Origin of the sequence: Paenibacillus glycanilyticus, assembly GCF_030161375.1 — a bacterium.
GTDB lineage: Bacteria > Bacillota > Bacilli > Paenibacillales > Paenibacillaceae > Pristimantibacillus > Pristimantibacillus glycanilyticus_B.
The window spans coordinates 26,707-51,231 of the sequence record NZ_BSSQ01000015.1; the positions used below are offsets into that span (position 1 = coordinate 26,707).

At 49.7% G+C, this 24,525-nt stretch carries 22 protein-coding genes; 2 read left to right on the forward strand and 20 right to left on the reverse strand.

The features are described 5' to 3' along the window. The first annotated feature begins 90 nt into the window (after positions 1 to 90). On the forward strand, positions 91 to 1,239 hold the full coding sequence (locus QQK89_RS19005; protein ID WP_284240236.1) for an AI-2E family transporter: 1,149 nt from the start codon (positions 91 to 93) through the stop codon (positions 1,237 to 1,239). Here the strand turns inward: QQK89_RS19005 and QQK89_RS19010 are convergent. From QQK89_RS19010 to cymR, 20 genes are all read right to left on the reverse strand, one after another. Then, positions 1,225 to 3,045 carry a peptidoglycan D,D-transpeptidase FtsI family protein gene (locus QQK89_RS19010; protein ID WP_284240237.1) on the reverse strand — a complete coding sequence of 607 codons (1,821 nt, stop codon included), beginning with the start codon at positions 3,043 to 3,045 and terminating at the stop codon, positions 1,225 to 1,227. The genes QQK89_RS19005 and QQK89_RS19010 overlap by 15 nt on opposite strands. A 99-nt stretch (positions 3,046 to 3,144) precedes the next feature. Continuing rightward, positions 3,145 to 5,301 carry a methyl-accepting chemotaxis protein gene (locus QQK89_RS19015; RefSeq protein ID WP_284240239.1) on the reverse strand — a complete coding sequence of 719 codons (2,157 nt, stop codon included), beginning with the start codon at positions 5,299 to 5,301 and terminating at the stop codon, positions 3,145 to 3,147. 187 nt (positions 5,302 to 5,488) lie between these two features. Beyond that, positions 5,489 to 6,541 carry an endolytic transglycosylase MltG gene (gene mltG, locus QQK89_RS19020; RefSeq protein WP_284240451.1) on the reverse strand — a complete coding sequence of 351 codons (1,053 nt, stop codon included), beginning with the start codon at positions 6,539 to 6,541 and terminating at the stop codon, positions 5,489 to 5,491. A 183-nt stretch (positions 6,542 to 6,724) separates the two neighbouring features. Then, a complete protein-coding gene (locus QQK89_RS19025; RefSeq protein WP_284240240.1) occupies positions 6,725 to 7,039 on the reverse strand; it encodes a DUF1292 domain-containing protein in 315 nt (104 codons plus the stop codon). After that, a complete protein-coding gene (locus QQK89_RS19030; protein ID WP_167280116.1) occupies positions 7,039 to 7,332 on the reverse strand; it encodes a DUF1292 domain-containing protein in 294 nt (97 codons plus the stop codon). Before QQK89_RS19030 ends, QQK89_RS19025 begins: the two co-directional genes overlap by 1 nt. A gap of 8 nt (positions 7,333 to 7,340) precedes the next feature. After that, positions 7,341 to 7,757 carry a Holliday junction resolvase RuvX gene (gene ruvX, locus QQK89_RS19035; RefSeq protein ID WP_284240241.1) on the reverse strand — a complete coding sequence of 139 codons (417 nt, stop codon included), beginning with the start codon at positions 7,755 to 7,757 and terminating at the stop codon, positions 7,341 to 7,343. 15 nt (positions 7,758 to 7,772) lie between these two features. Beyond that, positions 7,773 to 8,030 (reverse strand): IreB family regulatory phosphoprotein, encoded by a 258-nt coding sequence (locus QQK89_RS19040; protein WP_091186345.1) that lies wholly within the window; start codon positions 8,028 to 8,030, stop codon positions 7,773 to 7,775. Between the two features lie 59 nt (positions 8,031 to 8,089). After that, the gene (gene alaS, locus QQK89_RS19045) at positions 8,090 to 10,723 is read right to left on the reverse strand and encodes an alanine--tRNA ligase (protein WP_284240242.1); all 2,634 of its coding nucleotides are present in this window, start codon (positions 10,721 to 10,723) and stop codon (positions 8,090 to 8,092) included. 528 nt (positions 10,724 to 11,251) lie between these two features. After that, on the reverse strand, positions 11,252 to 12,322 hold the full coding sequence (locus tag QQK89_RS19050) for an AI-2E family transporter (protein WP_284240452.1): 1,071 nt from the start codon (positions 12,320 to 12,322) through the stop codon (positions 11,252 to 11,254). A gap of 94 nt (positions 12,323 to 12,416) precedes the next feature. Next, positions 12,417 to 13,202 (reverse strand): DeoR/GlpR family DNA-binding transcription regulator, encoded by a 786-nt coding sequence (locus QQK89_RS19055; RefSeq protein ID WP_284240243.1) that lies wholly within the window; start codon positions 13,200 to 13,202, stop codon positions 12,417 to 12,419. A gap of 26 nt (positions 13,203 to 13,228) precedes the next feature. Continuing rightward, complete coding sequence (locus QQK89_RS19060; protein ID WP_284240244.1) at positions 13,229 to 14,401, reverse strand: saccharopine dehydrogenase family protein; 1,173 nt, start codon at positions 14,399 to 14,401, stop codon at positions 13,229 to 13,231. Positions 14,402 to 14,614: 213 nt separating this feature from the next. Beyond that, a complete protein-coding gene (phnW, locus tag QQK89_RS19065; protein ID WP_284240245.1) occupies positions 14,615 to 15,709 on the reverse strand; it encodes a 2-aminoethylphosphonate--pyruvate transaminase in 1,095 nt (364 codons plus the stop codon). Further along, the gene (gene phnX / locus QQK89_RS19070; RefSeq protein ID WP_284240246.1) at positions 15,706 to 16,503 is read right to left on the reverse strand and encodes a phosphonoacetaldehyde hydrolase; all 798 of its coding nucleotides are present in this window, start codon (positions 16,501 to 16,503) and stop codon (positions 15,706 to 15,708) included. The genes phnW and phnX overlap by 4 nt, the downstream gene beginning before the upstream one ends. 13 nt (positions 16,504 to 16,516) lie before the next feature. After that, positions 16,517 to 18,235 (reverse strand): putative 2-aminoethylphosphonate ABC transporter permease subunit, encoded by a 1,719-nt coding sequence (locus QQK89_RS19075; protein WP_284240247.1) that lies wholly within the window; start codon positions 18,233 to 18,235, stop codon positions 16,517 to 16,519. Next, positions 18,232 to 19,269: an ABC transporter ATP-binding protein gene (locus tag QQK89_RS19080; protein WP_284240248.1), complete on the reverse strand. Its 1,038-nt coding sequence runs from the start codon at positions 19,267 to 19,269 to the stop codon at positions 18,232 to 18,234. Before QQK89_RS19080 ends, QQK89_RS19075 begins: the two co-directional genes overlap by 4 nt. Before the next feature lie 28 nt (positions 19,270 to 19,297). After that, positions 19,298 to 20,380 (reverse strand): putative 2-aminoethylphosphonate ABC transporter substrate-binding protein, encoded by a 1,083-nt coding sequence (locus QQK89_RS19085; protein WP_284240249.1) that lies wholly within the window; start codon positions 20,378 to 20,380, stop codon positions 19,298 to 19,300. Positions 20,381 to 20,784: 404 nt separating this feature from the next. Continuing rightward, on the reverse strand, positions 20,785 to 20,982 hold the full coding sequence (locus QQK89_RS19090; RefSeq protein ID WP_015845916.1) for a hypothetical protein: 198 nt from the start codon (positions 20,980 to 20,982) through the stop codon (positions 20,785 to 20,787). 3 nt (positions 20,983 to 20,985) lie between these two features. Further along, on the reverse strand, positions 20,986 to 21,531 hold the full coding sequence (locus QQK89_RS19095; RefSeq protein ID WP_284240250.1) for a PRC-barrel domain-containing protein: 546 nt from the start codon (positions 21,529 to 21,531) through the stop codon (positions 20,986 to 20,988). A 17-nt stretch (positions 21,532 to 21,548) separates the two neighbouring features. Next, a complete protein-coding gene (locus QQK89_RS19100; RefSeq protein ID WP_284240251.1) occupies positions 21,549 to 22,706 on the reverse strand; it encodes a cysteine desulfurase family protein in 1,158 nt (385 codons plus the stop codon). 12 nt (positions 22,707 to 22,718) lie between these two features. Next, the gene (cymR, locus tag QQK89_RS19105; RefSeq protein ID WP_132307212.1) at positions 22,719 to 23,138 is read right to left on the reverse strand and encodes a cysteine metabolism transcriptional regulator CymR; all 420 of its coding nucleotides are present in this window, start codon (positions 23,136 to 23,138) and stop codon (positions 22,719 to 22,721) included. A gap of 234 nt (positions 23,139 to 23,372) precedes the next feature. Between cymR and mnmA the strand changes: the two genes are divergently transcribed. Next, positions 23,373 to 24,515 carry a tRNA 2-thiouridine(34) synthase MnmA gene (gene mnmA / locus QQK89_RS19110; protein WP_284240252.1) on the forward strand — a complete coding sequence of 381 codons (1,143 nt, stop codon included), beginning with the start codon at positions 23,373 to 23,375 and terminating at the stop codon, positions 24,513 to 24,515. Positions 24,516 to 24,525 lie beyond the last annotated feature (10 nt).

Sequence of the window (24,525 nt, forward strand, 5' to 3'; positions counted from 1 at the left end):
CATATGAGCATTAATTATAGGCATCGTTTTAAAAATTATAGTACAATCACAACAGGGATTTTATTCCCATAAACGAGAGGAGTTTAATGGATGCTTCCGTTTTACAAAAAATATTGGCGTACCGCATTCGACATAGCGCTTATTGCTCTTACGGTCTACCTGGTTATGTTCGCCTTCAGCTATTTGTACAAAATCGCAACCCCGATCTTTTTCGCTTTTGTGATCTATTTGTTTATCGAGCCTCTCGCCAAACAACTGAACAAAATCGGCATTAAAAAATCAATTGCGTCCGGTATTTCAGTCCTTGTGTTCTCGCTCATCATTTTAGGTATTTTTTCTGGACTAGCCTATATCATTACGAGCCAAGGAACAGACTTTATCAAGGTGAAATTGCCGCAATATCAAGAAATGTTCAAGGAACAGGTACAGGATGACTCGAGTCTGTTCCAGCAGAAGCTTCAAGCGTTGCCTCCGGAATGGGTCGACAAAATTACCGAATACGTTAACGGAGCGACGGAATATTTGCCGAAGCTGGCCAACATTATTTTCACCGGCCTCCTTGGATATATTTCTTCCTTCTCTACATTTGTATTCAATTTCGTCATCGGGATCATCCTGGCGTACTTCCTAAGCATTGAAATTAAGGTTTGGAAAATAACAGCCAACAACAAGACGCCAAACACGTTCAAGAAAGCCTTCTTCTTCCTGCGCGAGAATGTGTTTAAAGGGATTGGAGCTTACGTAAAAGCCCAGGCCAAAATGATGAGCATCACATTCCTCGTTATTTTCGCCGCATTGCTTGTGTTACGGGTAGAAAATGCATTCGCGATCTCGCTCACGGCCGGAATATTTGACGTGCTTCCACTGCTTGGCGTAAGCACGTTGTTTATCCCTTGGATCATCTATTTGTTCCTTGTTGGTCAAACGTCGCTTGCTGTCTGGCTGTCTGTCCTACTGGTCGTCGTAGTTGTGACGCGTCATATCGTCGAGCCCAAAATCACGGGCGACACGCTTGGCGTATCCGCCTTTACGATGCTGAGTTGCATGATTATCTCCCTGCACTTGTTTGGAGTAGCCGGCGTAATCCTGTCGCCAATCATCATCATTCTGATCAAAGCGCTGTATGAGCAAGGCTTCTTCCATCGCTGGATCCGTACGCCGCATGGCGAGTTTGACGTAAACCCGTTTCCGGCCGCCGCCGAGGAATCCGACCACAATCAACCGTCAACGGGCGTATAAGGCGAGAATATCCATCACGCCGCGAAACAGCTCCGTCGCTTGGTTGCCGCTTCCCGGCGGTCGATTCTCCGCCAGTACGGCAACTGCATAGCGAGGCTTCTTAGCCGGACCGTATCCCGTGAACCATTGGTTCACGCGAGGCGCTCCGGCCTTTGTTATTTCGGCGGTGCCGGATTTGCCGGCTACCGCCCAATGCCCATGGCGGATCGACCGACCCGTTCCGTGGTCGACGACCGCCTCCATGCCGCGAAGCAGCTTGCGCGCGGTGGCCGGACGAATCCGGCCTCCATCCGCTGGAGCGCTCTTCGCGGGCAGCGACACCATCCGCTGGCCGTTGGCATAGCGGATCTCGCGGACGAGGCGCGGCTCCATTACGCGCCCATGGTTCAGCAGCGTAACTACCAGATTCGCCGCCTGCAGCGGCGTCATCAATACATCGCGCTGCCCAATGGCGGATTGGGCCATGACTCCCCCATCCGTCTTAATACTTGCCAACGCCGGGAATAATCGCCCGGCTTCCTCCTCTCCAAGCAGCCGGAGCGGATGATGGAACGGCCCAAAGGACCGTTCCGAATGCCAGCCGGCCGGCTTGCCAATTCCGAGAGCGGTTGCCGTACGTTGCAGCTGTTCTGCGCTTAACCGCTCGGCAATCGTTGCGAATACAATATTGCAAGATTGAGCTAGCCCTTCCTGCAGCGTCAGGTTGCCATGTCCGCCTTCCTTCCAGCAGGACAAACCGTATTTGCCGTATTCCCCGTTACAGGTGAACCGTTCCTTCTCATTGGTGACTCCCGCCTCCAGCGCAGCCGCTTCCGTCACCAGCTTAAAGATAGAACCCGGAACCGCAGCCTGTATCGCATGATTGGCCCATTCCTTCTCGTTATCGAGCTGCAGCGGCTTCATTTGCGGCCTGGAGATCATCGCCAGAATATCTCCGTTATGGGCATCCAAGACAACAACCGCTCCTTCCTGAAGCGGCTTGCTGTCGACGTAAGCTTCAATCTTGTTTTGAAGCTCCAAATCAAGCGTTGTCTGAACCTGCAACGGATAATAGGGATTACCCGGTCCCGTCACCCGGTAATTCAAACCTAGCAGAGGCCTTTCTTGTCCGTCCGTGAAATAGGAAACCGAGGTGGCCCCGGCGCCGTGCAGCAGATCATCCAACGATTTTTCAAGCCCGGAGCCCCCAATCAGCTCATCTTTCTTCCGTTTGCCCGACTCCAATTCCTTCGCATAAGCAAGCTCCAAATGCTCCGGATGTTGACTGATATACCCAACCGCCTGCTTGGCGGCAAATGCCGTTAAATAACGGTTCCGGTAAGGCAATGCCCGGACGCCGTTCAAATGGAGTTTGGTCAGTTCCCCAAGTTGCCGCTCAGATAATCGATAGGGGAGCTTGTCCTTCCCTTTATGCCAAAAGGACGGCTCGCGCAGCTCTCCCCACCAGCCGATCAGCTGCTCTTCGGTTACACTCAACAGCTTGGCTAGCTGCCTTACGGCTTGATGCCAATCCCTCTCCTTCTCGGCATCTTCGTAATTCTTGTTCACAGGGAAAAGAGCAAGCGTATAATAGGTCTCTCCCGTGATCGGATTATTGTACCGGTCTACAAAATCCCCCCTGCCCGAATCAAGCACGAGATTCCGCTCGCGTTGCATAACCGACATCCGCTTCCAGTTGCTTCGGCTCATAGCAGCGGTATTCTTATGTCCATAACCGGGCGTCAACTGCAGCCAAGCCAATCTCGCGATAACGCCGGTCATTAATAATAGAAATAATAAGCCCATAACAACAATTCGTCTCTTCATGTAAGGAGCCTCCAATCCTAGCTACATTATCACCTTACTGAAGCACAAAAAAACCGTTCAAACGGATCTTTCGTCCGTTTGAACGGTTCGTTAGGATCATTAGTCCATTTTGAAGCGAGACAACGATTCCTTCAGACCGCGAGATACCGCATCCAGCTTCTCGGACAGATTAACCAATCCGTTGCTGATGCTAAGCTGTTCCGTGCTGAGGGACGCCACTTCTTCCGAAGTTGCGGAGGATTGCTGGGCAACGGCGCTTACATTGCCCATCGCTTCCGTCAATACGACCTGCGATTGATCCAGCATATTGATGGAGTTCGTAACGGAGTCTAGCTTTTGCACGAATTGTCCCATCTGATTTTGAACCGTCAGGAAAATTTGATTCGCCTCTTTTACCGAGCCAATCTGCTCCTGGAACAACGGGTATGCATCCGATAACACGGTTACGGTCTCCTCGATTTGCGTCATAATCGTTGCCGTAATCTGTCCCACCACGTCAATGGATTGACGGGATTGATCCGCAAGTTTCCGGATTTCGTCGGCTACCACCATAAACCCTTTGCCGGCTGTACCTGCACGCGCAGCTTCAATCGTAGCGTTCAGAGACAAAATATTCGTCTGCTTCGTCAAGTTATTCAGCACATCCAGAATCTTAACAATAGAACCCGTGCTCATCTTCAAGCTGTCTACCTTCTCAACCATCGAACGGGTCATTTCTTCCGTCATCCCCGTCTTCTGAATAAGAAGATTCATGTACGCCGTGCCTTGCTGGCTGGCTTTCTCTACTTCGCCTGCTGATTCCACCATATGACCGGTAGCTTCCATAACCGTCTTCATTTGAACATTGATATTGCCCGTCAGGTCGCTGCCTCTTTCCGCCTCAACGGCTAGGCTTGATGCCCCGCTTGCAATCTCTTCCGTCGCGACGGATATTTCTCTTGCCGAAATAGCGGTTTTCTTCGAAACATCCGTCAATTCACCCGCGGTTGACAACACATCATCTGCCGATTGGGTCGTTTGTTTGGCCAGCGCCGTAATTTGAATCATCATCTTGTTAAAGCTGTCGCCAAGCTGACCGATTTCATCCTGGCGTTTCTTCATGTTCGAGCGGACGGTCAGATTGCCGCGCTCTCCTTCGTTCATCAAATTGCGGATTTGCATGAGCGGCATCGCAATCGTGCGAATCACCAACATACCGATTGCAATCGCGATAAACATCGCAACAAGGGCAATAATCCAAGTCATTTTATTAATGACGCCTGCATCTTTGACGAGTTGATCGACCGGAATCGTACCGACAAGTTTCCAATCTACGGTATCAAGCGTCTTGAATACGGACAACACTTCTTGGCCATCCGACGCTTTCTCCTTCAGAGACCCCTCCGGATCAATGTTCAGCTTCACGATATTGCCTTTGCCGATCAGACTCTCATCTTGAGCCGCAATATATTTATTATTGCTGTCTACGAGAGAGATTTTGCTGCCTTCGCCTAGCGAAACATCTTCATATTGCTCGCGGATATCCGCCACGTTCAGTTCTAGCAACAGCATGTAAGAAGCAGCGTTGGTTGTCGTATTATTCATCAGTCTGCTAAGTCCGATGGATGCCACTTTGTCCGTTGTGCCAAAGCCCGTCGGTTGCGTCTCAATCCAGTTCACGCCGCCTTTGGAGGTTTTGGTTTGTTCGAACCATCCTTCTTTCATCAGTTCAGGGGCTACAGCGATCGATGCCGCTCCGTATGTAATAATAGGGAGCTTGTCGTCTAACGGCAATAAATAAGCGCCAATAATCGTCTTGTTGCTCATGACCGCGTTTTGCAAACGGTCGCCCATATCTTTTTCCGCTTCGAATAGATCAAAGGCTTCGGTGCTGTCCTCAAGCTTAGTCACAAGCGCATGGAATTCCTTATCGAGCAAAATCTGCATCGTCAGGTCCTCATAGGTTTTCAGAACGATATCTAGGTTGGCCGATGCTTGGACAATCGTCTCAAAGCTGGCGCTCGATACTTTATCTTCAACGATGTTTTTCGCTTTTGAGTAGGCCATTTGACCTACAACCAATACGCAGGCAATGATGCTGACGAAGATTATCAGGAATAACTTCGTGCCTACGGACTTGAACGGATTCGAGAAAATGGAAGTGAAGGTTTGCGTTACTTGCTTCGTTGATTGGGCGGTAACCGCCTGCGCCTTTGATTGCGCTTTCAATTTCTGCGGTTTCTCTTTGCTTTTTTTAGGTTTGTCCGTGTTTTTCATGGAAGGCACCGCCTCTTTATCGTTATGTAATTAGTCACATGGGTCAGTCTAGTTCTATTACCCTATTCTGGTAGGTACAGTCCTATTATTTTATATCGGTCGGAAATTGTCAATTGATTAGTCGATTCTTCAACTATTTTTTCCCAATCAATAAAAAAGGAAGGACATCCGTCCTCCCTCTTAGTCTTTATTCGCCTTGTTTCGCGGCCGTTTCGTTACTGATTTCGATATTTTTCAGATGCTCTTTGTAGGTTTTTGCAAACAAATGCGTCTGCGTACCGTCTTTCTTCGTGACATAGTAGAAATAGTCATTCTTCTGCGGATTTAACGCCGCTTCGATTGAAGCAAGGCTTGGGCTTGCGATCGGCCCAGGCGGCAATCCGTCGATTTTGTACGTATTGTACGGGCTATCAATCTGCAAATCTTTCTCGAATAAGCGTTCCTTCGGCTTATCAAGAGCGTATTGAACGGTTGCATCGATTTGCAAAGGCATTCCCTCTGCAAGACGGTTATAAATCACGCCTGCGACAATTGGCCGTTCTTCATCGGCAACAACCTCGCGCTCGATTAAAGAAGCAATCGTAAGCAGCTGATGCAACGTCAACTTCCGCTCGGCGAGAATATCCGTCCAGCCTTCAGGCAACGTGTTCAGCTTCGTATCCAGCTCGGCCATCATCCGCTTCAGAATATCTTCTTCCGTACTCCCTTTCTTCAATTCATAGGTTTCCGGGAATAAATATCCTTCCAGACGGTGGTGCAACTTATCGTCAGCGGGTATCGATTTGACAGCTTCCGCGCCTTCCCAGCCCGGAGCAGAATCAACAAGAGCTAGAAACTTGTCACGGTCCACCAGCTTTTCCTCCGACAGCTTGTCAGCAATCTGAAGCACGGTATACCCTTCCGGAATGGTGAATCGGATCATTGCTTCCGCAACGGTGTCTCCGCTGTTAAGCTTGGCGATAATCGCGTCGTTCGTCATGCCGGGGTTCAGATCGTATACTCCCGCCTGGAATTGCGATCCTTCTTTTTTGGCTTTCAAATAATATTTGAACAAAAAGGAGTTCTTGATAATGCCGTGCTCTTCCAACGTATCGGACACTTCAAAAGCAGATGCGCCTTTGGCAATCTCTATTCTGACGGGCTCGCCCGCTGCCGTTGGCTTTAAACCGTTCCAGACGTACAAAAAGACACTCCCTGCTCCAATGATCAGAAGAGCCAGAAGCGATAATACAACCCACATCGCAATTCGGCCTGCGGAAGGCCCTGATTTTGAATGCTGCTGTCTTGATTGCGCCAACCTGAAGTTCCTCCTAAAATGAATTGATCTTTTTTCATCATTTTCATTCAAATTTAGACAAAATTTTCCTTAAAAGACCTGAGAAAAAGAGCGGTGGAAGCCGCTCTTTTCTCACTGCATATGCAATTAAGGCATTTCGTCGTTTGCGAACAGCAGATCATCATAAGCTTCCGCTGCAAGCTCCCACTCATCATCGTCTTCAATCGTTTCAAGCTGAGGTTCGCCATTATCGGTCAATAGGACGCGGAACAGCTCTACCTCCTGCTCTTTCTTCATGACAGGCGACTGAAGAGCGGCATAAACGTACGGGCCAAGCTGAAACTCCGCTTTGATCTCGAACTTGTCGAGACTGCCATGCTCGGAGACCAGCTCGATTACATCCCCGAACGCTTCCCGAAGCCGCTCTTGCGGTACCGGAACAATGCGCTCTTTATCGGACATTAATTATCCTCCATCTCGCCGAGAAGCGTGTTGAAGGTTTCTTCAACCATGTTCCACTCTTCTTCGTCTTCAATGGTATACAGCTTCAGGTCGTCGCCTTCTTCTTCATAACGGAAAGCGTATACTTCATCTTCCTCGTCATTCTCGCTTGCAAGAGGAACTACCATCATATATTTCGAATCAGAGCCATCCACTTCAAACTTCATGATGACTTCGAACTCTTCTTCGTTGCCGTCTTCATCCGGAATATAAATAATTTCCGGTTCTTCGAACTGCAGGTCATCCTTTGTCATCGCAACCCTCACCTTTTCGTTTTAGAATCGAGATAATTTTGCAAAATAAGCGTTGCCGCCATTTTGTCTATTACTAGCTTTCGCTTCTTCCGGCTAACATCCGCCTCGAGCAGGGTCCGCTCGGCGGAGACCGTTGTCAGCCGTTCATCCCAAAGGTGAACAGGCAAGTTTAATGTTTGCTGAAGCTGCTCTGCGAATGCCATACTAATCTCGCCGCGGGGACCAATCGTATTGTTCATGTTCTTCGGAAGTCCCACGACGATTTCTGTTACTTCATGCTCTTTCACCAGCTCGGCAATCCGATCCACCTCGCCGCCGTCCCTGCGCTTATGAACCGTTTCCAGTCCCTGCGCGGTCCAGCCGAACGCATCGCTGACCGCAACTCCGATGTTGCGGTCACCGTAATCCAACCCCATTGTCCTCATATCCGGCTCCTACTCTTATTTCTTGTTGTTCAAATAAAACCGGACAAGCTCTTCAATGAGTTCATCACGTTCTTTTTTGCGAATCAAGCTTCTGGCGTTGTTATGCCGTGGAATGTAGGCGGGATCTCCGGACAGCAAATACCCAACAATCTGATTGATCGGATTATACTCTTTCTCCAGAAGCGCCTCATGCACCGTAAGCAAAATGTCTTGTGAGGAAGATTCACCTTCCGCCTTCACATCAAACTTCATCGTGTTGTCCATGGAATTCATCGCCTGCACCTCGCTTTCCAACCGCATTTATTAACTAGTTTATTACATTTACACTGCTATCATATCACATTTGATTGGTTAAGAACCAGTTCTTCGGCAAGTTTCAAAGCTTCGTCCAGCTTGGAAGCGTCTTTGCCGCCGGCTTGTGCCATATCCGGGCGTCCGCCGCCGCTGCCGCCGCAATGCGCAGCCGCTTCTTTGACGATTTTGCCGGCATGGAAGCCTTTCTTCACCAGATCAGCCGACACCGCAGCAACAAGGCTCACTTTGTCCTCTTGTACGGCGCCAAGGATGATAATAGCCGATGGCAGCTTCGCTTTCAGCTCGTCGGCAATGCCGCGGAGAGCGTCCATCGTTGGAGCGCTGACCTTCGCGCTAAGAACCGTAACGTCGCCAATGGTTTTCGCGTTTTGCTCAAGGGAGCCCGCTTCAATGCGGCTCAGCTTCGCTTGCAGCGATTCGTTCTCGCGGCCAAGCTCTTTCGCTTGGGCGAACAATGCTTCAATCCGTTTCGGAACATCGTTGTTATTCGATTTGAGAAGCGCCGATGCCTGCTTCAGAATATCAAGCTGGCCTTCCATGTAGCTGTATGCATGGCGTCCTGTGACCGCTTCGATCCGGCGTACGCCTGAACCGATGCCGCTCTCGCTTACCAGCTTGAACATGCCGATCTGGGACGTGTTCGCCACGTGGCAACCGCCGCACAGCTCAACGCTGTAGGTGCCAACTTGCACGACGCGCACGATGTCGCCGTACTTCTCGCCGAACAGTGCCATAGCGCCCATGGCTTTTGCTTCCGCAATCGGTTTGCTCTCAATATGAACAGGAGTTCCAACCCAGATTTGCTCGTTTACTTTGCGCTCGATTTCCGTTAACTCTTCCGGCGTGATGCTGCCGAAATGCGAGAAGTCGAAACGCAGACGGTCCGCCTGTACGAGCGAGCCTGCCTGATTGACATGGTCGCCGAGCACTTCTTTCAGTGCTTTGTGAAGCAAGTGGGTTGCCGTATGGTTCTTGATGACATCCTCGCGAACCGAACGAATCACGACAGCTTCTACTTTCTCCCCTGCACGCGCGGTACCGGATGTAACGATGGCATGATGCACGCTTTGGCCATGCGGCGCTTTGGTTACATCTTCAACCTGCAGCGTAAAGCCGTTGCCGACAAGGGTACCTTTGTCGCCGATTTGACCGCCGCTTTCCGCATAGAAAGGAGTACGGTCAAGCAGCACAAGCACGCGGTTGCCTTCGCCTGCGAGATCTACCAGCGAGTCTTCATGGACTATAGCGGTAATTTGGGCTTCTGTTACCAGTTCATTATAGCCAACAAATTCACTTTTAACCGTAAAGTCGGCTAGCGGGCCGCCTTGCACATTCATGCCGCCTGTATCTTGGCGTGCGGCACGAGCGCGTTCGCGTTGCGCTTCCATCGCCGCGTCAAATCCTTCGCGGTCAACGGTCATGTTGTTCTCTGCCGCAAAATCTTCCGTCAGGTCAAACGGGAAGCCGTACGTGTCGTAGAGACGGAATGCGTCTTCGCCACCGATTTCGGTTGTACCGGATTTGCGCGCAGTCTCAACAAGTTCGGACAACATCACAAGACCGTCGGACAATGTTTCGTGGAAACGTTCTTCTTCCGTGCGGATGACGCGCTCGATAAACTCGCGTTTCTCGACAACCTCCGGATAGTAGACGCCCATAATCTCGCCAACAACCGAAGTCAGTTCATGCAGGAACGGACGGTCGATGCCGATTGTTTTGCCGTAACGAACGGCACGGCGGAGCAAGCGGCGGATAATGTAGCCGCGGCCTTCGTTCGATGGCATAACGCCGTCGCCTACCGCGAAAGCAACCGTACGGATGTGGTCCGCGATCACTTTCAGAGCAACGTCATGTTCAGCGTTCACATGATATTTCACGCCTGCGATTTCGCATGTGCGTTCAATGATTGGAACAAACAGGTCGGTATCGAAGTTCGAATCCACGTCCTGCAGAATCGAAGCAAAACGCTCGAGACCCGCGCCCGTATCGATGTTTTTGTTCGGAAGCGGCGTATAGCTGCCGTCCTTGTTATGGTTGAACTGGGAGAATACGAGGTTCCACACTTCGAGGAAACGTTCGTTCTCGCCGCCCGGCCAGCATTCCGGATCGTTCAGATCGCCGTATTTGTCGCCGCGGTCATAGAAAATTTCGGTACAAGGTCCGCAAGGGCCTTCGCCGATATCCCAGAAGTTCTCGTCCAGCTTGTAGATGCGTTCAGCCGGAAGACCGATTTTCTCGTTCCAGAATTTGTACGCTTCTTCATCCTCCGGATACACCGTAACCGAGAGGCGGTCAGGATCAAATCCAATCCATTCTTTGCCAGTCAGGAACTCCCATGCCCAAGTGATGACTTCTTCCTTGAAGTAGTCGCCGATGGAGAAGTTGCCGAGCATTTCGAAAAACGTATGGTGACGGCGTGTTTTGCCTACGTTCTCGATGTCGTTGGTGCGAATGCATTTCTGCGAATTGGTAATGCGCGGATTGTCAGGGATGACGCGTCCGTCGAAATAAGGTTTAAGCGGCGCCATGCCTGCATTGATCCAGAGCAACGACGGATCGTTATGCGGGACGAGGGATGCGCTTGGTTCGATATGGTGTCCTTTGCTTTCGAAGAAGGAAAGCCATTTGGACCTGATTTCACTTGCTTTCATTGTTTTACGCCTCCGTTTAACTTCGAGCTGTATGCACTATGAGAAATTTCGAGCCTTTGGCCGCTGTTGTTTTTGAATTTCCTGAACAAAATGTACAAGGTTGAAACTCAAAAACAAAGGCGGACGCTACCGCTCCAAAAGCTTCGAATTTTCTCTCCGTGCAAAAGCTCTGATTTTTAAAAAGTGTCTTAAACATGGTTTTTAAACCGGTTTTAAAACATAAAAAAGCCCCTGTCATAAGACAGGGACGAATTCATCGCGGTACCACCCTGGTTATTGCCGGAACGCCTTAGGCGTCATGATAGCAATCTCCTCAAACGGACGATAACGGGTCCTCCCGGTGAAGTTCGTTCACACTCCGAAAGTAGCTTTCGGCCATTCTTCGTCCCAAGAGCTCTTACAGCCGACGCCATAAGGCGAAGAAGCTCTCTCTCTGATTGACGGGCTATGGCTTACTTCCTTCCATCAACGCTTTACATTTGATAGTTGCTGCAACTGTCTAAAGTATATCGGCCAAATTCGCGTCTGTCAAATGGTCTTTCGCCTGACGTAATACGAAAAGATATGCTGCACGATCACTTTCAGCGCGGCAAAGATCGGTACGGCTAGAATCATCCCGACTATGCCCGCGATTTCTCCGCCGACAAGAAGAGCGAAGATAATAGCCAAGGGATGTATATGAAGCGTGCGCCCAACGACTTGCGGCGATACGACATTGCCCTCCAGCACCTGGCAGGCCATATTGACGATCGCGACAAACAACATCATTTTGAACGAGACGGTGGAAGCTACCAATATCGCCGGAGCTGCGCCGAAGAAAGGCCCCAGGTACGGTATTATATTCGTAATCGAAACAATGCTCGCAAGCAGCAGCGGATACGGAAGCCCGATGATCAGATAGCCGATATAAGCGAGAATGCCAACGATAATGCAGACGATAAATTGTCCCCTTATATAGCTGCCAAGCGCAGCGTCAATGTCCTTCAGTAGCCGCACGGTATTTTTGCGATGCGACTTCGGTACGTACGTGATTACGGTCCGCTCGAACAGATCGAAATCCTTCAAGATATAAAACGCCAGGAACGGGATGATAAACGCAATAAATACCGCATTAACTACCGAACCGATATTATTAATGAAATGGGTTACGGTGTCCGACAGTTTTTTCTCCATTTGATAAATCGACTTGTTCATTCCTTCCCGTATGCTGTCCGGCAGGAATGAAGTATTGTTCAGATCGGTTACCAAACTTTCCGCGCGATACGTCAGATCGGGAACATGGCGGTTCAGCTGGTCCATCTGTTCTTTGAACATCGGAATCACGTTGACCAGAATGACGGCAAGCGTCGCGCAAAACACCGCATAGATGAGCAGAACCGCAACGGTCCTCGGCACCTTCCGCTCATGCAGCAGCGTAACGACCGGATTAAGCACATAAGATACAATCATGGCGATAATAAACGGTGCTAGAATAGATCGCAGAAAGACATACAGATGGACAAAAATCGGCTTGACGAGCAGCAGAAGATAAAGAGCAAGCAGCCCCAAAATCAAATAAACCAGCCATACGAACAGACGGCTCTTCATCAACCGTTCCACCGTCTTCACCCCCGCTTGTATCATCACCGCAAAGCAATCTGCTTCAGTATATGTACAAGCGGTCCATTTCATCCATGAATGCCTAGTTTTGCGTCTATTCGGCTACGATCCAGTTCACCTGATGTTTCTCTAGAATCTCTGCCCAGTGTTCAGGGGACGCTTCTTCGCTAACGACCGTATGGACAGTTCCCAGATCCGCAATTTTATACATACGGTTTACGCCAAATTTCGTACTGTCGGTCAGAACGATGCTTTGTTCGCTTTTTTGCATCATCTTTTGCACGAGCAAGGCGCGATTCGCATCGAAGTTGGTTATCCCCTGCTCCAGCGAAATGCCGTCAATGGACAAGAACGCTTTATTGACGTAGAAATTATCCATGAACTTTTCCGCCAATGAACCGGAAATCCGATAATGTCTGGAGTCGATTTTCCCTCCGATAAAAAACACGTCGCCCGAGAACATCTCTTTGTTCTGATAATCCAGAATCATGTTGAGGCCGGAAATAGAATTGGTAATAATCGTTAAATTTTTCTTGTAGAGAAGATAAGGAATCATTTGCAGGGTTGTCGAACCGTCGTCTATGACGATGACATCAAAGTCCTCGACTAAGGCAGCTGCCGCCCTGCCGATCCTTTTTTTCTCGTCTACCCTTAATACTTCGCGTTTCAGATGGGAAAGCTCCTCGAAGACCAGCGTCATTTTGACCGCTCCGCCATATACGCGTTTCAGCCGGTTTTCCGACTCCAGCTCTTCCAGGTAACGCCGAATCGTCTCCGATGAAACGCCAAATCGTTTCACAAGATCATTCGTTTGGACTTTTCCCGCATCATTAATAATGTCTAAGATCTCTCTCTTCCGCTCTTCTCCTACCAGCGACATAGCGGGTGTCCCCCTTCATCCCATCTCTAAATGATAGCTAACTCTACTTGTTCCTCGTGTACGAACAAATTCCTTCTGGCGAGCTCTTCAAAAACAAGACCGGGATTCGTGAAAGCTTCTTCCGGCGTCACGATTCCCGCTTGTTTCACATGACCCTTGGCAATAAGCTCAGCTGCAACTGCTAGCGGAATGCCAACATTGCGGGTATAGGCGCGTAGCTTCTCCCAACCGTCCACCGATCCGTCCGAGGCCGGGTGGGTATGCGTTAACGTAAACTTCTTGTGTTTGCCGTCTTTCATTCCGGTTACTTCAACATGCAGGGCATAGCCGTATAATTCCGTCTCCTTGCCTTCTTTGGAATTATACAGATATTGAGAAATACAGTCCATAATACCTACTTCGGCACCATTCACGGTGATTGGGTCATTGCGGAAGAAACCATAGTCATACAGCGACTTGACCAGTGCCATATTAGTCTGCGGCCAAGTTCCGCGTACTTCAATCAGCTTTACGTTTTTGGAAGCTAAAGCTTTGGCCAGCGTTTTAGTCTCCGCATGCGGAATAATGTATTGCACGGCCGTTCCGTAAGGTTCCGGCAAGGCAATGTCCCGAGGCCGGGCAAATGGCGGTACTTGGATAAATTCGCCATTCTCATAGACGACGCGTCCAGGAAGCTCCGGATCGTATTCGTAGGTCGTCGTTTCCGTTATCGATTTGGAGAACGCAATAGGACGGTAAGAGCCATGGCTCACGCGAACCTCATCCACTTCGTCAAGCTGGTTCGCCGCATGCATCGCCATCATCTGGGTCAAGCCCGGCGTCATGCCAAAGCCCGGCAAGCAGGTACGGTTGTTTCGCAGAAATACCTCATGGGAGCGGTCTTCTTCGCCAAAGCCGTTCAAATTCACGCCATGGCAGCCCGCTTCCGCAATCGCGGCTGTGGAAAGTCCGTTCAAAGTAATCGTGGTGCCGTCCATAACGATGTCGTAACCGCGCATCTTAGCTACCGTATCCTCATGATCCTTCACATTTACTTGCACGAAGTCCACGCGTGGATCGTTCAGCCAAGCGACAACCTTGTGGCCTTCCTCCACATTGAAGTCGCCAATCGTAATTTTCTCGAAATCGGAGTAATGCACAAGATCAAGAACAGCCTCTCTGCAAATATTGCCGGCACCGCCCAAACAGAAAATTTTCATAGATATGGCCTCCTAAAAGTTTTGTGGCGAGTAAGTTTGTGAAACAAAACACAGCTCCACAAAACTTACATCGAAAGCATAGGCTTAAAAAGTTTTGTGGCGAGTAAGTTTGCGAAACAAAACACGGCTCCACAAAACTTACATCGAAAGCATAGGCTTATCATGTTGTTAGTTTGTGGAATTGGTTGGATGTATAAGGTAAAAAAAAGCACCTTACCAAAACAGCTCGTCATTAATAACTTGCAATAACTTCACGATATCGGCTTTGTAGATTTCGCCGATGTTCCCGATTCTGAACGTGTCGGCCGTGCTGATCTTGCCGGGATAAATCACGAAGCCGGCTGCTTTCAATTTCTCGTATAATGCTTCGAAAGTGAAGGACTCGCTCAAAGGATAATAGAAGGACGTAATGATGGGCGAATGCAGTTCCTTCGGCAATAAGGCGCAAAATCCAAGCTGCTCCATCCCTTCGGCGAGAAGATGCTGATTGGCTTTGTAACGTTCATAACGAGCCTGAATGCCGCCTTCAACCTCCAGTTCAACTAGCGCCTGGTCGAAAGCCCGGACTACATGTGTCGGAGAAGTAAAGCGCCATTTGCCGCCACCCTTTTCCATCACCTGCCATTGATCGTACAAATCAAGCGATAAGGAGCGTGCCTGCCCCTCGCAAGCAAGGAGCGCTTCTGTTCTTGCGATGACAAATCCAAAGCCGGGCACGCCTTGAATGCATTTGTTCGCGCTGCTGATGAGAAAATCGATGCCAAGCTCCGATACGTCAATAGGAATGCCGCCGAAGCTGCTCATCGCATCAACAATACAAATTTTGTTGTAGCGTTTCACCACTTTTGATACATCCGCTAACGGGTTCAACATGCCTGTAGTCGTCTCGCAATGCACCATGGCGACATGCGTGATATCCGGTTCTTCCTGCAGCCGTTCTTCGACAGCGCCAGCGGTAACGCAATCCGTCTCGCCGAAGTCTAGGACCGAGGTCGTAATGCCGTATACAGCAGCCATTTGAGCAATCCGGTTGCCGTATGCGCCATTGGTCAGTACAAGCAGCTTGCCGTCCCTAGGAACAACCGTGCCTATGACCGACTCAACGCTAAACGTACCGCTACCCTGCATCAGAACAGCCGTATAGGGTTCAGGCGAAGAGGTTGCCAAATGGACAAGACGGGTACGGATGCTTTGTACCAGCCCGTTATAATCCTTATCCCAAGTGCACCAGTCGCGAAGCATCGCTTCTTTTACCGTTGTAGAAGTCGTGAGTGGTCCTGGAGTCAACAGCAAGTATGGTCTAGTCATGGACGTTCCCCTTTCTCCAATCGATCGTTAAGTAGCGCGATGACTTGATCCAAATCTCCAATTCGGTCAATCACGTAATGAGCACCTGCAGCTTGAAGCCTTGCCGCAACGGCTTCTTTGCGGGCAGTAAGCTCCGTTTCCTCGCATGCGGCCACTTCCTCTTCCGTCATTCCCAGCTCGCTGCTCCCTAAGATTACGCCAACCGTCCAGCAGCCTGCGTTTACGCCTTCGAGCATGTCGCTAACGGTGTCGCCGGCTTTGACAATCTGGTGCATCGGATACACGCCAAGCATCTCGGCATTCCGGTAAATCATCCAAGGGTATGGTCTGCCGGCGGCAGCTTCATCAGGCGTTACGAGACTGTCCGGTTCATATCCTTGCTCCTTCGCGCCTTTGCATACCACGTCCATCATGGCTCTCGTATAACCGGTCGTTGAACCAATGGCGATTCCCTGGCTGCGCAATCTGCCCGCAAGCTCAACCGCGCCTGGTACCGGTGTCGCATAATCCTTCAACGTGCTGAACAGAAGAGGCTCAAAATCCGCGTACAACGCATCGATATCGTCCTCGCTTGGCTTGTTCCCATAAAGACCTTGCCACAGACCGGCAATTCGCTCCATTTGGCACATAGCCGCGATATGATCCCGCTTCAGCATGCCCATAGGCTGCCTTGCTTCCTCAACCGTAACCTGTACCCCTTTGCGGGCAAATACCTCTACAAATACGTTAAGCGGTGCGAAGCAGCCGAAATCGACCATGGTGCCTGCCCAATCCAGCATGACTGCTTTAATCATGATTCATCTCTCCTTATTGTTGTCTTGTTTGCCAAGCTTGTGTTTTTTTCTTGATTTGATGAGTGACCGCTTCATAGAGAAGCCGTACCCCGATATTCGTTATGACTATTAGAGTTGACATAGCCGCTGCTGGCGCTACGTCTCCCGCGTCCTCCATATTCACGATCGAGACGGAGGCTAGTTTAAGATCCGCCGCGTACAGGAACATGACGGCCGAGACGGTGACCATCGAGTTGATGAACAAGTACATCGCCATCTCGAGCACAGCAGGCAAACATAACGGAATCGTTACCCGCAGCAGCGTTTTGTACCTTGGTACGCCCAAAGAGTCGGAGGCGGTTTCGATTTCCTTGTCCAGCTTCTTCAAGGCGCTTGTTGCCGTAACGAAGGAGACGGAGTAGAAGTGCGCAATATTCGCCATTACCAGAATCCAGATGGTGCCGTAAATGCCATGCATCGGATTGCTTGCTTTGTTAAAGAAGAAGATATATGACAATCCGAGAACGATGCCCGGAAGAGCCAACGGTAAAATAGATAAGAAGTAACCTGCTTGCCGAAGGACGGGAAACGACTTTGTTTTTTCAATTAAATACGCGCCAACAAAGGTTGCTGCGGTTCCGATTAGAGCCGTCCAAGCGGACATTCGCAAGCTGGTCCAGAACGGCTGCAAGCTGCCTCCCGCCACTTTGCTGAAATCATAATGCTTCAATGAGAATGAGAGATTGTACGGCCATATCTTAATGACCGATGCCGCAAATACCGTCCCGATTAACAGCAGGATCATACCGGAAGCCAGAATGCAGAAGGTTAGAAACAATCCGTCTCTCTTTCGGCTCGGCGTAATCCGGTACGGAACCGCTCTTGAACTTATCGCATGCTGCTTGCGAGTTACGAATCTGTCCACGATAAAAGCCAGGATCGCGGGGAGAGTCAGGATAATTCCCACCGTCGCTCCCATCCCCATATTTTGCTGGCCAATCACCTGCTTATAGATTTCCGTTGCCAGGACGTTGTAGCTGCCGCCTACAACCTGGGGTGCGCCAAAATCCGTGAAGGCGAGCGTAAAGCTGACGAAGAAGGAGGATATCAAGCCATATTTCATATTCGGCAACGTGATCGTGAAAAATATTCGTCCCTTGCCGGCTCCCATCGTTTTTGCGGCCTCGTACAAGTTGAAATCCGCAAAACTTAAGGAAACAACCAGAATGAGACATGCTTGCGGAAAGGTGTACATCACTTCAGCCATTACGATGCCGGTTGGACCGTAGAGATCGATGTCCCAATGGAAAGGCAAAGCTTCAAAAAATCCCGTTGTAATTAATCCTTGGTTTCCGAACAAGTAGGTTAACCCGATCCCGAGCATCATCGTTGGCGCGAATAGCATCAGGAGCGATACCGTTTTAAAAAACATTTTGCCCGGAACGTTCGTACGGGTCAGGGCGTAAGCGAACAAAAAGCCCAATACGACAGACAAGATTGCGGTCAGAAGCGATACGTACACCGTATGCTGCAAGGAATGAAGCAAAGCCGGCGTGGAGAAATAATCGATAAAATTGCTTAATCCGTTGTACTGCCCGTACTTATCCGTAACCGCCTTGCTGAACAGAGAGAACAAAGGAAGCAGAATCATCACGCATAATCCCGCAAGCATCAGCAGCATCGCTATACGCTCGAACCAGCTGCCCGTTCTCCGTTTGAGAGTAAATGCTGTATTCCATTTCGCGATTCTCATCCAACCACCTCAAGTCGCTCCCGGCGATTGGGGCCGAAGCGAATCAAATGCTCTTCCGGCAATTGGATAAAAACTCGGCGGTTTTTTTCAAGTTGATATTGCTTCACGACGGCACGGTTTAGGTCCGCCATTATTCCGCTCTGGAAATATTGGCTTAGCGGCCCTTGGACCTGCATCGTTACCCGATAAAAGGAACCTCGGAATTCAAGACTTTCAATGACGGCTTCATAGCTCCCCGTCTCTTGGCCGAGTCCTAGTCTTACATGCTCTGGTCTAATCGCCAAAGCTTCCCCGCCGTTCATGCCTTCAAGGAAATTGACCGCGCCAATGAAATCCGCTACAAACCGGCTGTTTGGCCTTTCGTAGATATCCTCCGGCGCGCCGGATTGAATAACCTTGGCATTATTCATAACAACGACGGTATCTGCCATCGTCAGAGCTTCTTCTTGATCATGAGTGACCATGATCGTTGTCATGCCAAGCTGCTCATGCAATCTGCGAATTTCGAGGCGAAGCTTTTCTCTCACCTTGGCATCCAGCGCAGACAATGGTTCATCCAGCAGCAAAAAATCAGGCGATAAAGCGATGGCGCGCGATAAGGCTACCCGCTGCTGCTGTCCGCCCGACAGCTGTGCAGGGTATTTCGTTGCGTAGGAGAGCAGATCAACCATACTCAGTACTTCCTCTACCTTGCTTTGTACTTGCTGCCTGGACAGTTTTTTCTCCTTCAGTCCGTAGGCAACATTCTGAGCAACCGTTAAATTCGGGAACAAAGCATACGATTGAAACATAAATCCAATATTGCGTTTAGCGGGAGGCAAGGAAGTAATGTCCTTGCCTTCCACCAACAAACGTCCGCCATCCGGCGATTCGAGTCCTGCAATCATCCGAAGCAAGGTCGTCTTGCCGCAGCCGCTTGGGCCAAGCAGGCATACGAATTCATTCTTTGGAATCTCGATGTGTATAGGCTCAAGTGCTGTGAACGACCCGAATGTCTTGCGGATGCCTTCTATTGATAAATAGCTCTGTGGCATAGAACCGATTCCCCCTTCGGATTATTCTTTATTGCTTCTCGCTTTTTGCCTCGTAGCGTTTCGTCCACTCGGACAGCGTTGCGTCGCGGGTTTCCGCAGCTTTATTCAAATCCAACTTGATGAGCTGACTGATCGGATCCTTCGTATAACCTTCAGGAACTACAGCGGAATCGGTCTTCATCGCAAGAATCGCATAGTTTTCGTTGTATTTTTTCATTGGTTCATCGGAAATCGCCCAATCGAGGAATTCTTTTGCTTCGGGCTTAATATTGTCTTTCTTCATCAGGGCGTTAGCTTCAACATCCCAGCCGGAACCTTCCGAAGGGAAAACGACTTCTACTGGAGCTCCGCCTTTTTTCTCTTGAATCGCGCGGTAACCGAAGGAAATGCCGATCGGGTATTCGCCTGTTCCTGCCATCTTCGCCGGTTTGGATCCGGATTCCGTATACACCGCAATGTTTTGGTCCAGCTTGTCTAAATAGCTCCACGCTTCGCTGTCGCCCATCAACTGCTGAAGACCATTAACGGTCAGAAATCCCGTACCGGAAGATGCTGGATTTGGCATGACGATCATGCCTTTGTATTCCGGCTTGATCAGATCGGCGTAGGATTTAGGCACTTCCAGCCCTTTTTTCTCGAGCTCTGCCGTATTTACCGCGATTGCCGTCTCCCATGCATCAATGCCAACCCAATGCGCAGGTTGTTGCGTGTCCTTGAATTCTGGTTGGATGTTCTCGATGCCCTTTGGCGAATAACCTTCCAGCATATTGTTCTGGTCGAGGACCAACAGGCTGGTTGCAGCCGTGCCCCATACCACATCGGCAACCGGATTATCTTTTTCCGCTAGCAGCTTGGCTGTAATAACGCCGGTTGAATCGCGGACAATGTTTACTTTTACATTTGGATATGCAGCTTTGTAGGATTCTAAGTAGGTTTGGATCTGGTCATCTTCAAGCGCGGTGTAAACGGTAATCTCCGAATTTCCTTTGGCAGCTGTTTTATTGCCGTTAGCCCCTTGCTCAACATTTGCATTGTTTCCGTTGCCGCCGCATGCTGTTAACGCCGAGATGATAAGTACGGTTGTAAAAGCTGTCCCCATCCACTTTTTCATGATTTCTTTCTCCTCCACCTTTTTTATAATTGATTCGCTTAAGACTTCTATAGCATAGCTCTCAAATGTAAAATCAGTATTAAATCCATATTAATAAATTGTTTTTATTTGATTTTACTTGTATTTGGTTGCTAGTTTGGAAACTCACCACTCTTAACAGCCTATACCCCATCTGTTTCTTAGGTATTATCGCAACGTAAAATGTATATTTTGATTTGCATTTGATTTGTTTCTCTTGTTTTTGAGAAATCAAGGTGAAACGGTTTTGCCGTCCTTGGCGGCGAGGCGCGTTTCATTCCGGTGATTTCTAAGCCTTATTTATTTGGTGAAACTTAGAAATGCTTAGAAATGCAAAAAGGACGGCTATTAGCCGTCCTGAAGTCGTCACCTGATCTATGAAGCCGCTAATTGATTTGAATTTGCGGCATTTCCTCTTCAAAGAATAAATCGTCGAGCGAACTAAGCGTTCCGTCCTCTTCTACTTGATAGACCGACATCTTCTCGCCGTTGACTGTCAGCTCTATGAAGCAGCCCCAGCAGTAGAACTGATGGGAACCGATTTTACCAATATCCTTTGAATTGCAATTGGGACATCTCATCATCTTTCATTTCTCCCTATTTATCGAATTGGAAGCTGCGACAGGCTCCAATTCCGCTTCACTGACAGCAGGAACGATAATCGCGTCTTCCCCGAGCAGCACGGCATCCGGATCTTCCGGGGCTTTCAGCCATTTGCGCCCTTCCATCAGATCCGATATAAAACCATCCGTAAGCTCATAGCCTACTATTTGTGTACCCTGAAACGGGTAAAAATAAACATCGGATACACGTCCGAGCTGTAATCCTTGTACCGTAATGACGGGCAGCTCCCTCAATTTGACGACGCCGGTATCAAAGGATCTTCCGATCTGTGCCGGTTTGACCGATTTGACCGCGGATTCCTTCGATATAAATACGGCATCTTCGCCACAGGTTAACACTTCTGCCCACTCAACGGTTTTGACCGATGACGCAAACCACTTTGCGCCTTCTACAATTAGACCGATCAACCGCCAATGTTCATCAAACCAAGCGTCTTTAACGTTGCCGACATGCTTGCCGGAATGAATAACAAGTACGGGAAGACCGATTAATTGCTGGAGTTTGATCATGGCGTGGTTTGCGCCTCCTACTGATTGGTACGGATCCGCTCCACGATTGTCGCTATTGCGCGTGCAGCGTCTTCCAGTTCCTCCACAGTATTCCCCAAACCAAAGCTGAATCGTACAGCTGAATTCAAACGTTCCTCAGGCAAGTTCATCGCCTTCAGCACATGCGATCTTTCGAGCGATCCCGACGTGCAGGCAGAACCGCTAGCCGCGGCAATGCCTTCCATGTCGAGGTTCATTAGCATCGTCTCCGTATCAATCCCGATAAAGCTGATATTTACGATGTTCGGAAGACGATGCTCCGCATTCCCGTTAATGGCAATCTCAACCGTTCCGGATAATGCCGCCTTCAGCTTGTCTACCCATTCCGTACGAAGCTTGTCCAGGAAAAGTTGCTTGTGCTCGCGGTTGTTCACACAAATGTCAACAGCTTTAGCGAAACCGGCAATGCCGGCGACATTTTCTGTCCCTGCTCTCCGCTTTCGCTCCTGCGAACCACCGTGTGCTATCGGCTCAAATGGCGTACCGTTTGCCAAATACAAAGCGCCTACGCCTTGCGGGCCGTTTATCTTGTGCGCGGAAAAGCTCATCAGATCAACCGGCAGTTCCGACAACCGGTACAGTGCCGTGCCAAAGGATTGAACGGCGTCAACGTGGAACAACGCGCCATGGGCATGGGCGAGCTCGCCAATCTCTTCAATCGGTTGCAACGTACCGACTTCATTGTTGCCGTGCATAATCGTGATAAGCCCCGTCTCGGGCTTGATCGCCGCGGCTACGTCAACGATGGATACCCGGCCGGTCTCGTCAACCGGAAGGTAAGTCACCTCGTAACCCGCTTCAGCCAAAGCTTCGCAAGTATGCAGGACGGCGTGATGCTCGCTGCTCGCCGTAATGATATGGGTTTTGCCCTTTTTCTTCATCGCCGCTGCCGCGCCGATAATAGCCGCATTATCGCTTTCGGTGCCGCCGGAGGTGAAGATGAGCTCGGATGGCTTGCATCCAAGCGCCGCGGCGATCAGATCGCGCGCTTGGTTCACCTTCTGTTTGGCTGCGCGCCCGAAGGCATGCATGCTGGACGGATTGCTCGCCGGACCGGACATAACCTCTAGCATCGCTGCGGCTACATCCGGATGCATGGGCGTTGTAGCTGCATGGTCAAAATAATACTTTTGCATACGAATCCCTCATTAAATATAGAACATATAGCTGTCAGCAACACCGGCATCCTGGTAGTTCACCAAGTCAGCCAAAGTTGTTGAATCAAGCACGCTAGCAATACTGTCGCGGATGCGAAGCCACAAATCCCGTTTGGCCGGATCATCCTCTTCCGTGAAGTCTACCGGGGAAATCGGGCCTTCCAATATACGAATCACGTCACCGGCTGTAATGGTCTCCGGCTCCTTGGACAAAATATAACCGCCATATGCGCCGCGAATACTTTTAACCAGTCCGGCATTGCGCAGCGGTGCGACCAATTGCTCCAAGTAATGCTCGGAGAGCTGATTGCGCTCGGCAATGCTTTTTAGTGAAATCGGACCTTCGCCGAATTTACCCGCAAGCTCCATCATAATAGTGAGACCGTAACGGCCTTTCGTCGAAATTTTCATATTCGGGCACCTCTCTTAAGTAGTAGTTCTTCTATTCGATTGCACGTATGTTAGCGTATTGTTGAATTAATTACGGGTATTCCCATATCATATCTATGTTAACACAACCTATAGAGACATGCGAGAAAAGGATTGACAAATCATGAAAAAGTTTTTCGTCTATGGTACAATAGTATGAACTCCGTTCATCAGGCTTAAGCCTTTATAATAGATGCGCGAAAAACAAGGTGGTGCATGCAGGTGGTTAAATCAAAACAAGAAACACGCGTCGTTGTCGGCATGTCCGGCGGAGTAGATTCCTCCGTAACGGCTCTGCTGCTGAAGCAGGAAGGCTACGATGTGGTTGGCATATTCATGAAGAACTGGGATGACACCGATGAGTTCGGTCATTGCACGGCGGAAGAAGACGCTGAAGACGTACGCCGGGTTTGCGATCAAATCGGTATCCCTTATTATACGGTTAACTTCGAGAAGCAGTATTTCGATAAAGTATTTACTTATTTCCTTGACGAGTACAAACGCGGCCGTACGCCTAATCCGGATGTGATGTGCAACCGCGAGATTAAGTTTGGCGATTTCCTCAAGAAAGCGAATGAGCTTGGCGCCGACTATCTGGCTACCGGCCATTATGCGAGAGTCGAACGTACCGAAGACGGTGAAACAAAGCTGCTTCGCGGCGTTGACGGCAACAAGGACCAGACTTACTTCTTAAGCGCGCTTAACCAGAAGCAGCTCGAGAAAGCAATGTTCCCGATCGGGCATTTGCCAAAACCGGAAGTTCGCCGCATAGCCGAAGAAGCCGGCCTATATACCGCGAAGAAAAAAGACAGCACCGGCGTATGTTTTATCGGCGAGCGCAACTTCAAGGAGTTTTTGAGCGGCTATCTGCCTGCCCGCCCGGGCGAAATGGTTGATATCCGGACCGGCGAAGTAAAGGGCCGCCATGACGGTCTCATGTACTATACGTTAGGTCAGCGCCAAGGCCTTGGCATTGGCGGCTCCGGCAATGGCGAACCTTGGTTCGTCGCCGACAAAGATTTGGAACGCAACATATTGTACGTTGTGCAGGGAGAATCCCATCCTAGCTTGTACTCTACGGGTCTTACCGCAAGCGGCATGAACTGGATCGCGCCTGAGAAGCCGGAAGGCACTTTCCGCTGCACGGCGAAATTCCGCTACCGCCAGCCGGATCAAGGCGTAAGCGTAACGCTTCAGGCTGACGGCTCTGCGGAAATCGTATTCGATAAACCGCAAAAGGCGATTACGCCGGGTCAGGCAGTCGTTTTGTATGACGGTGACGTCTGCCTTGCCGGAGGTACCATTGATATCGTCCACAAAATCGATGAAGCCGCATTTGAAGCTATAGCGGTCAAATAAACGCAAAGGG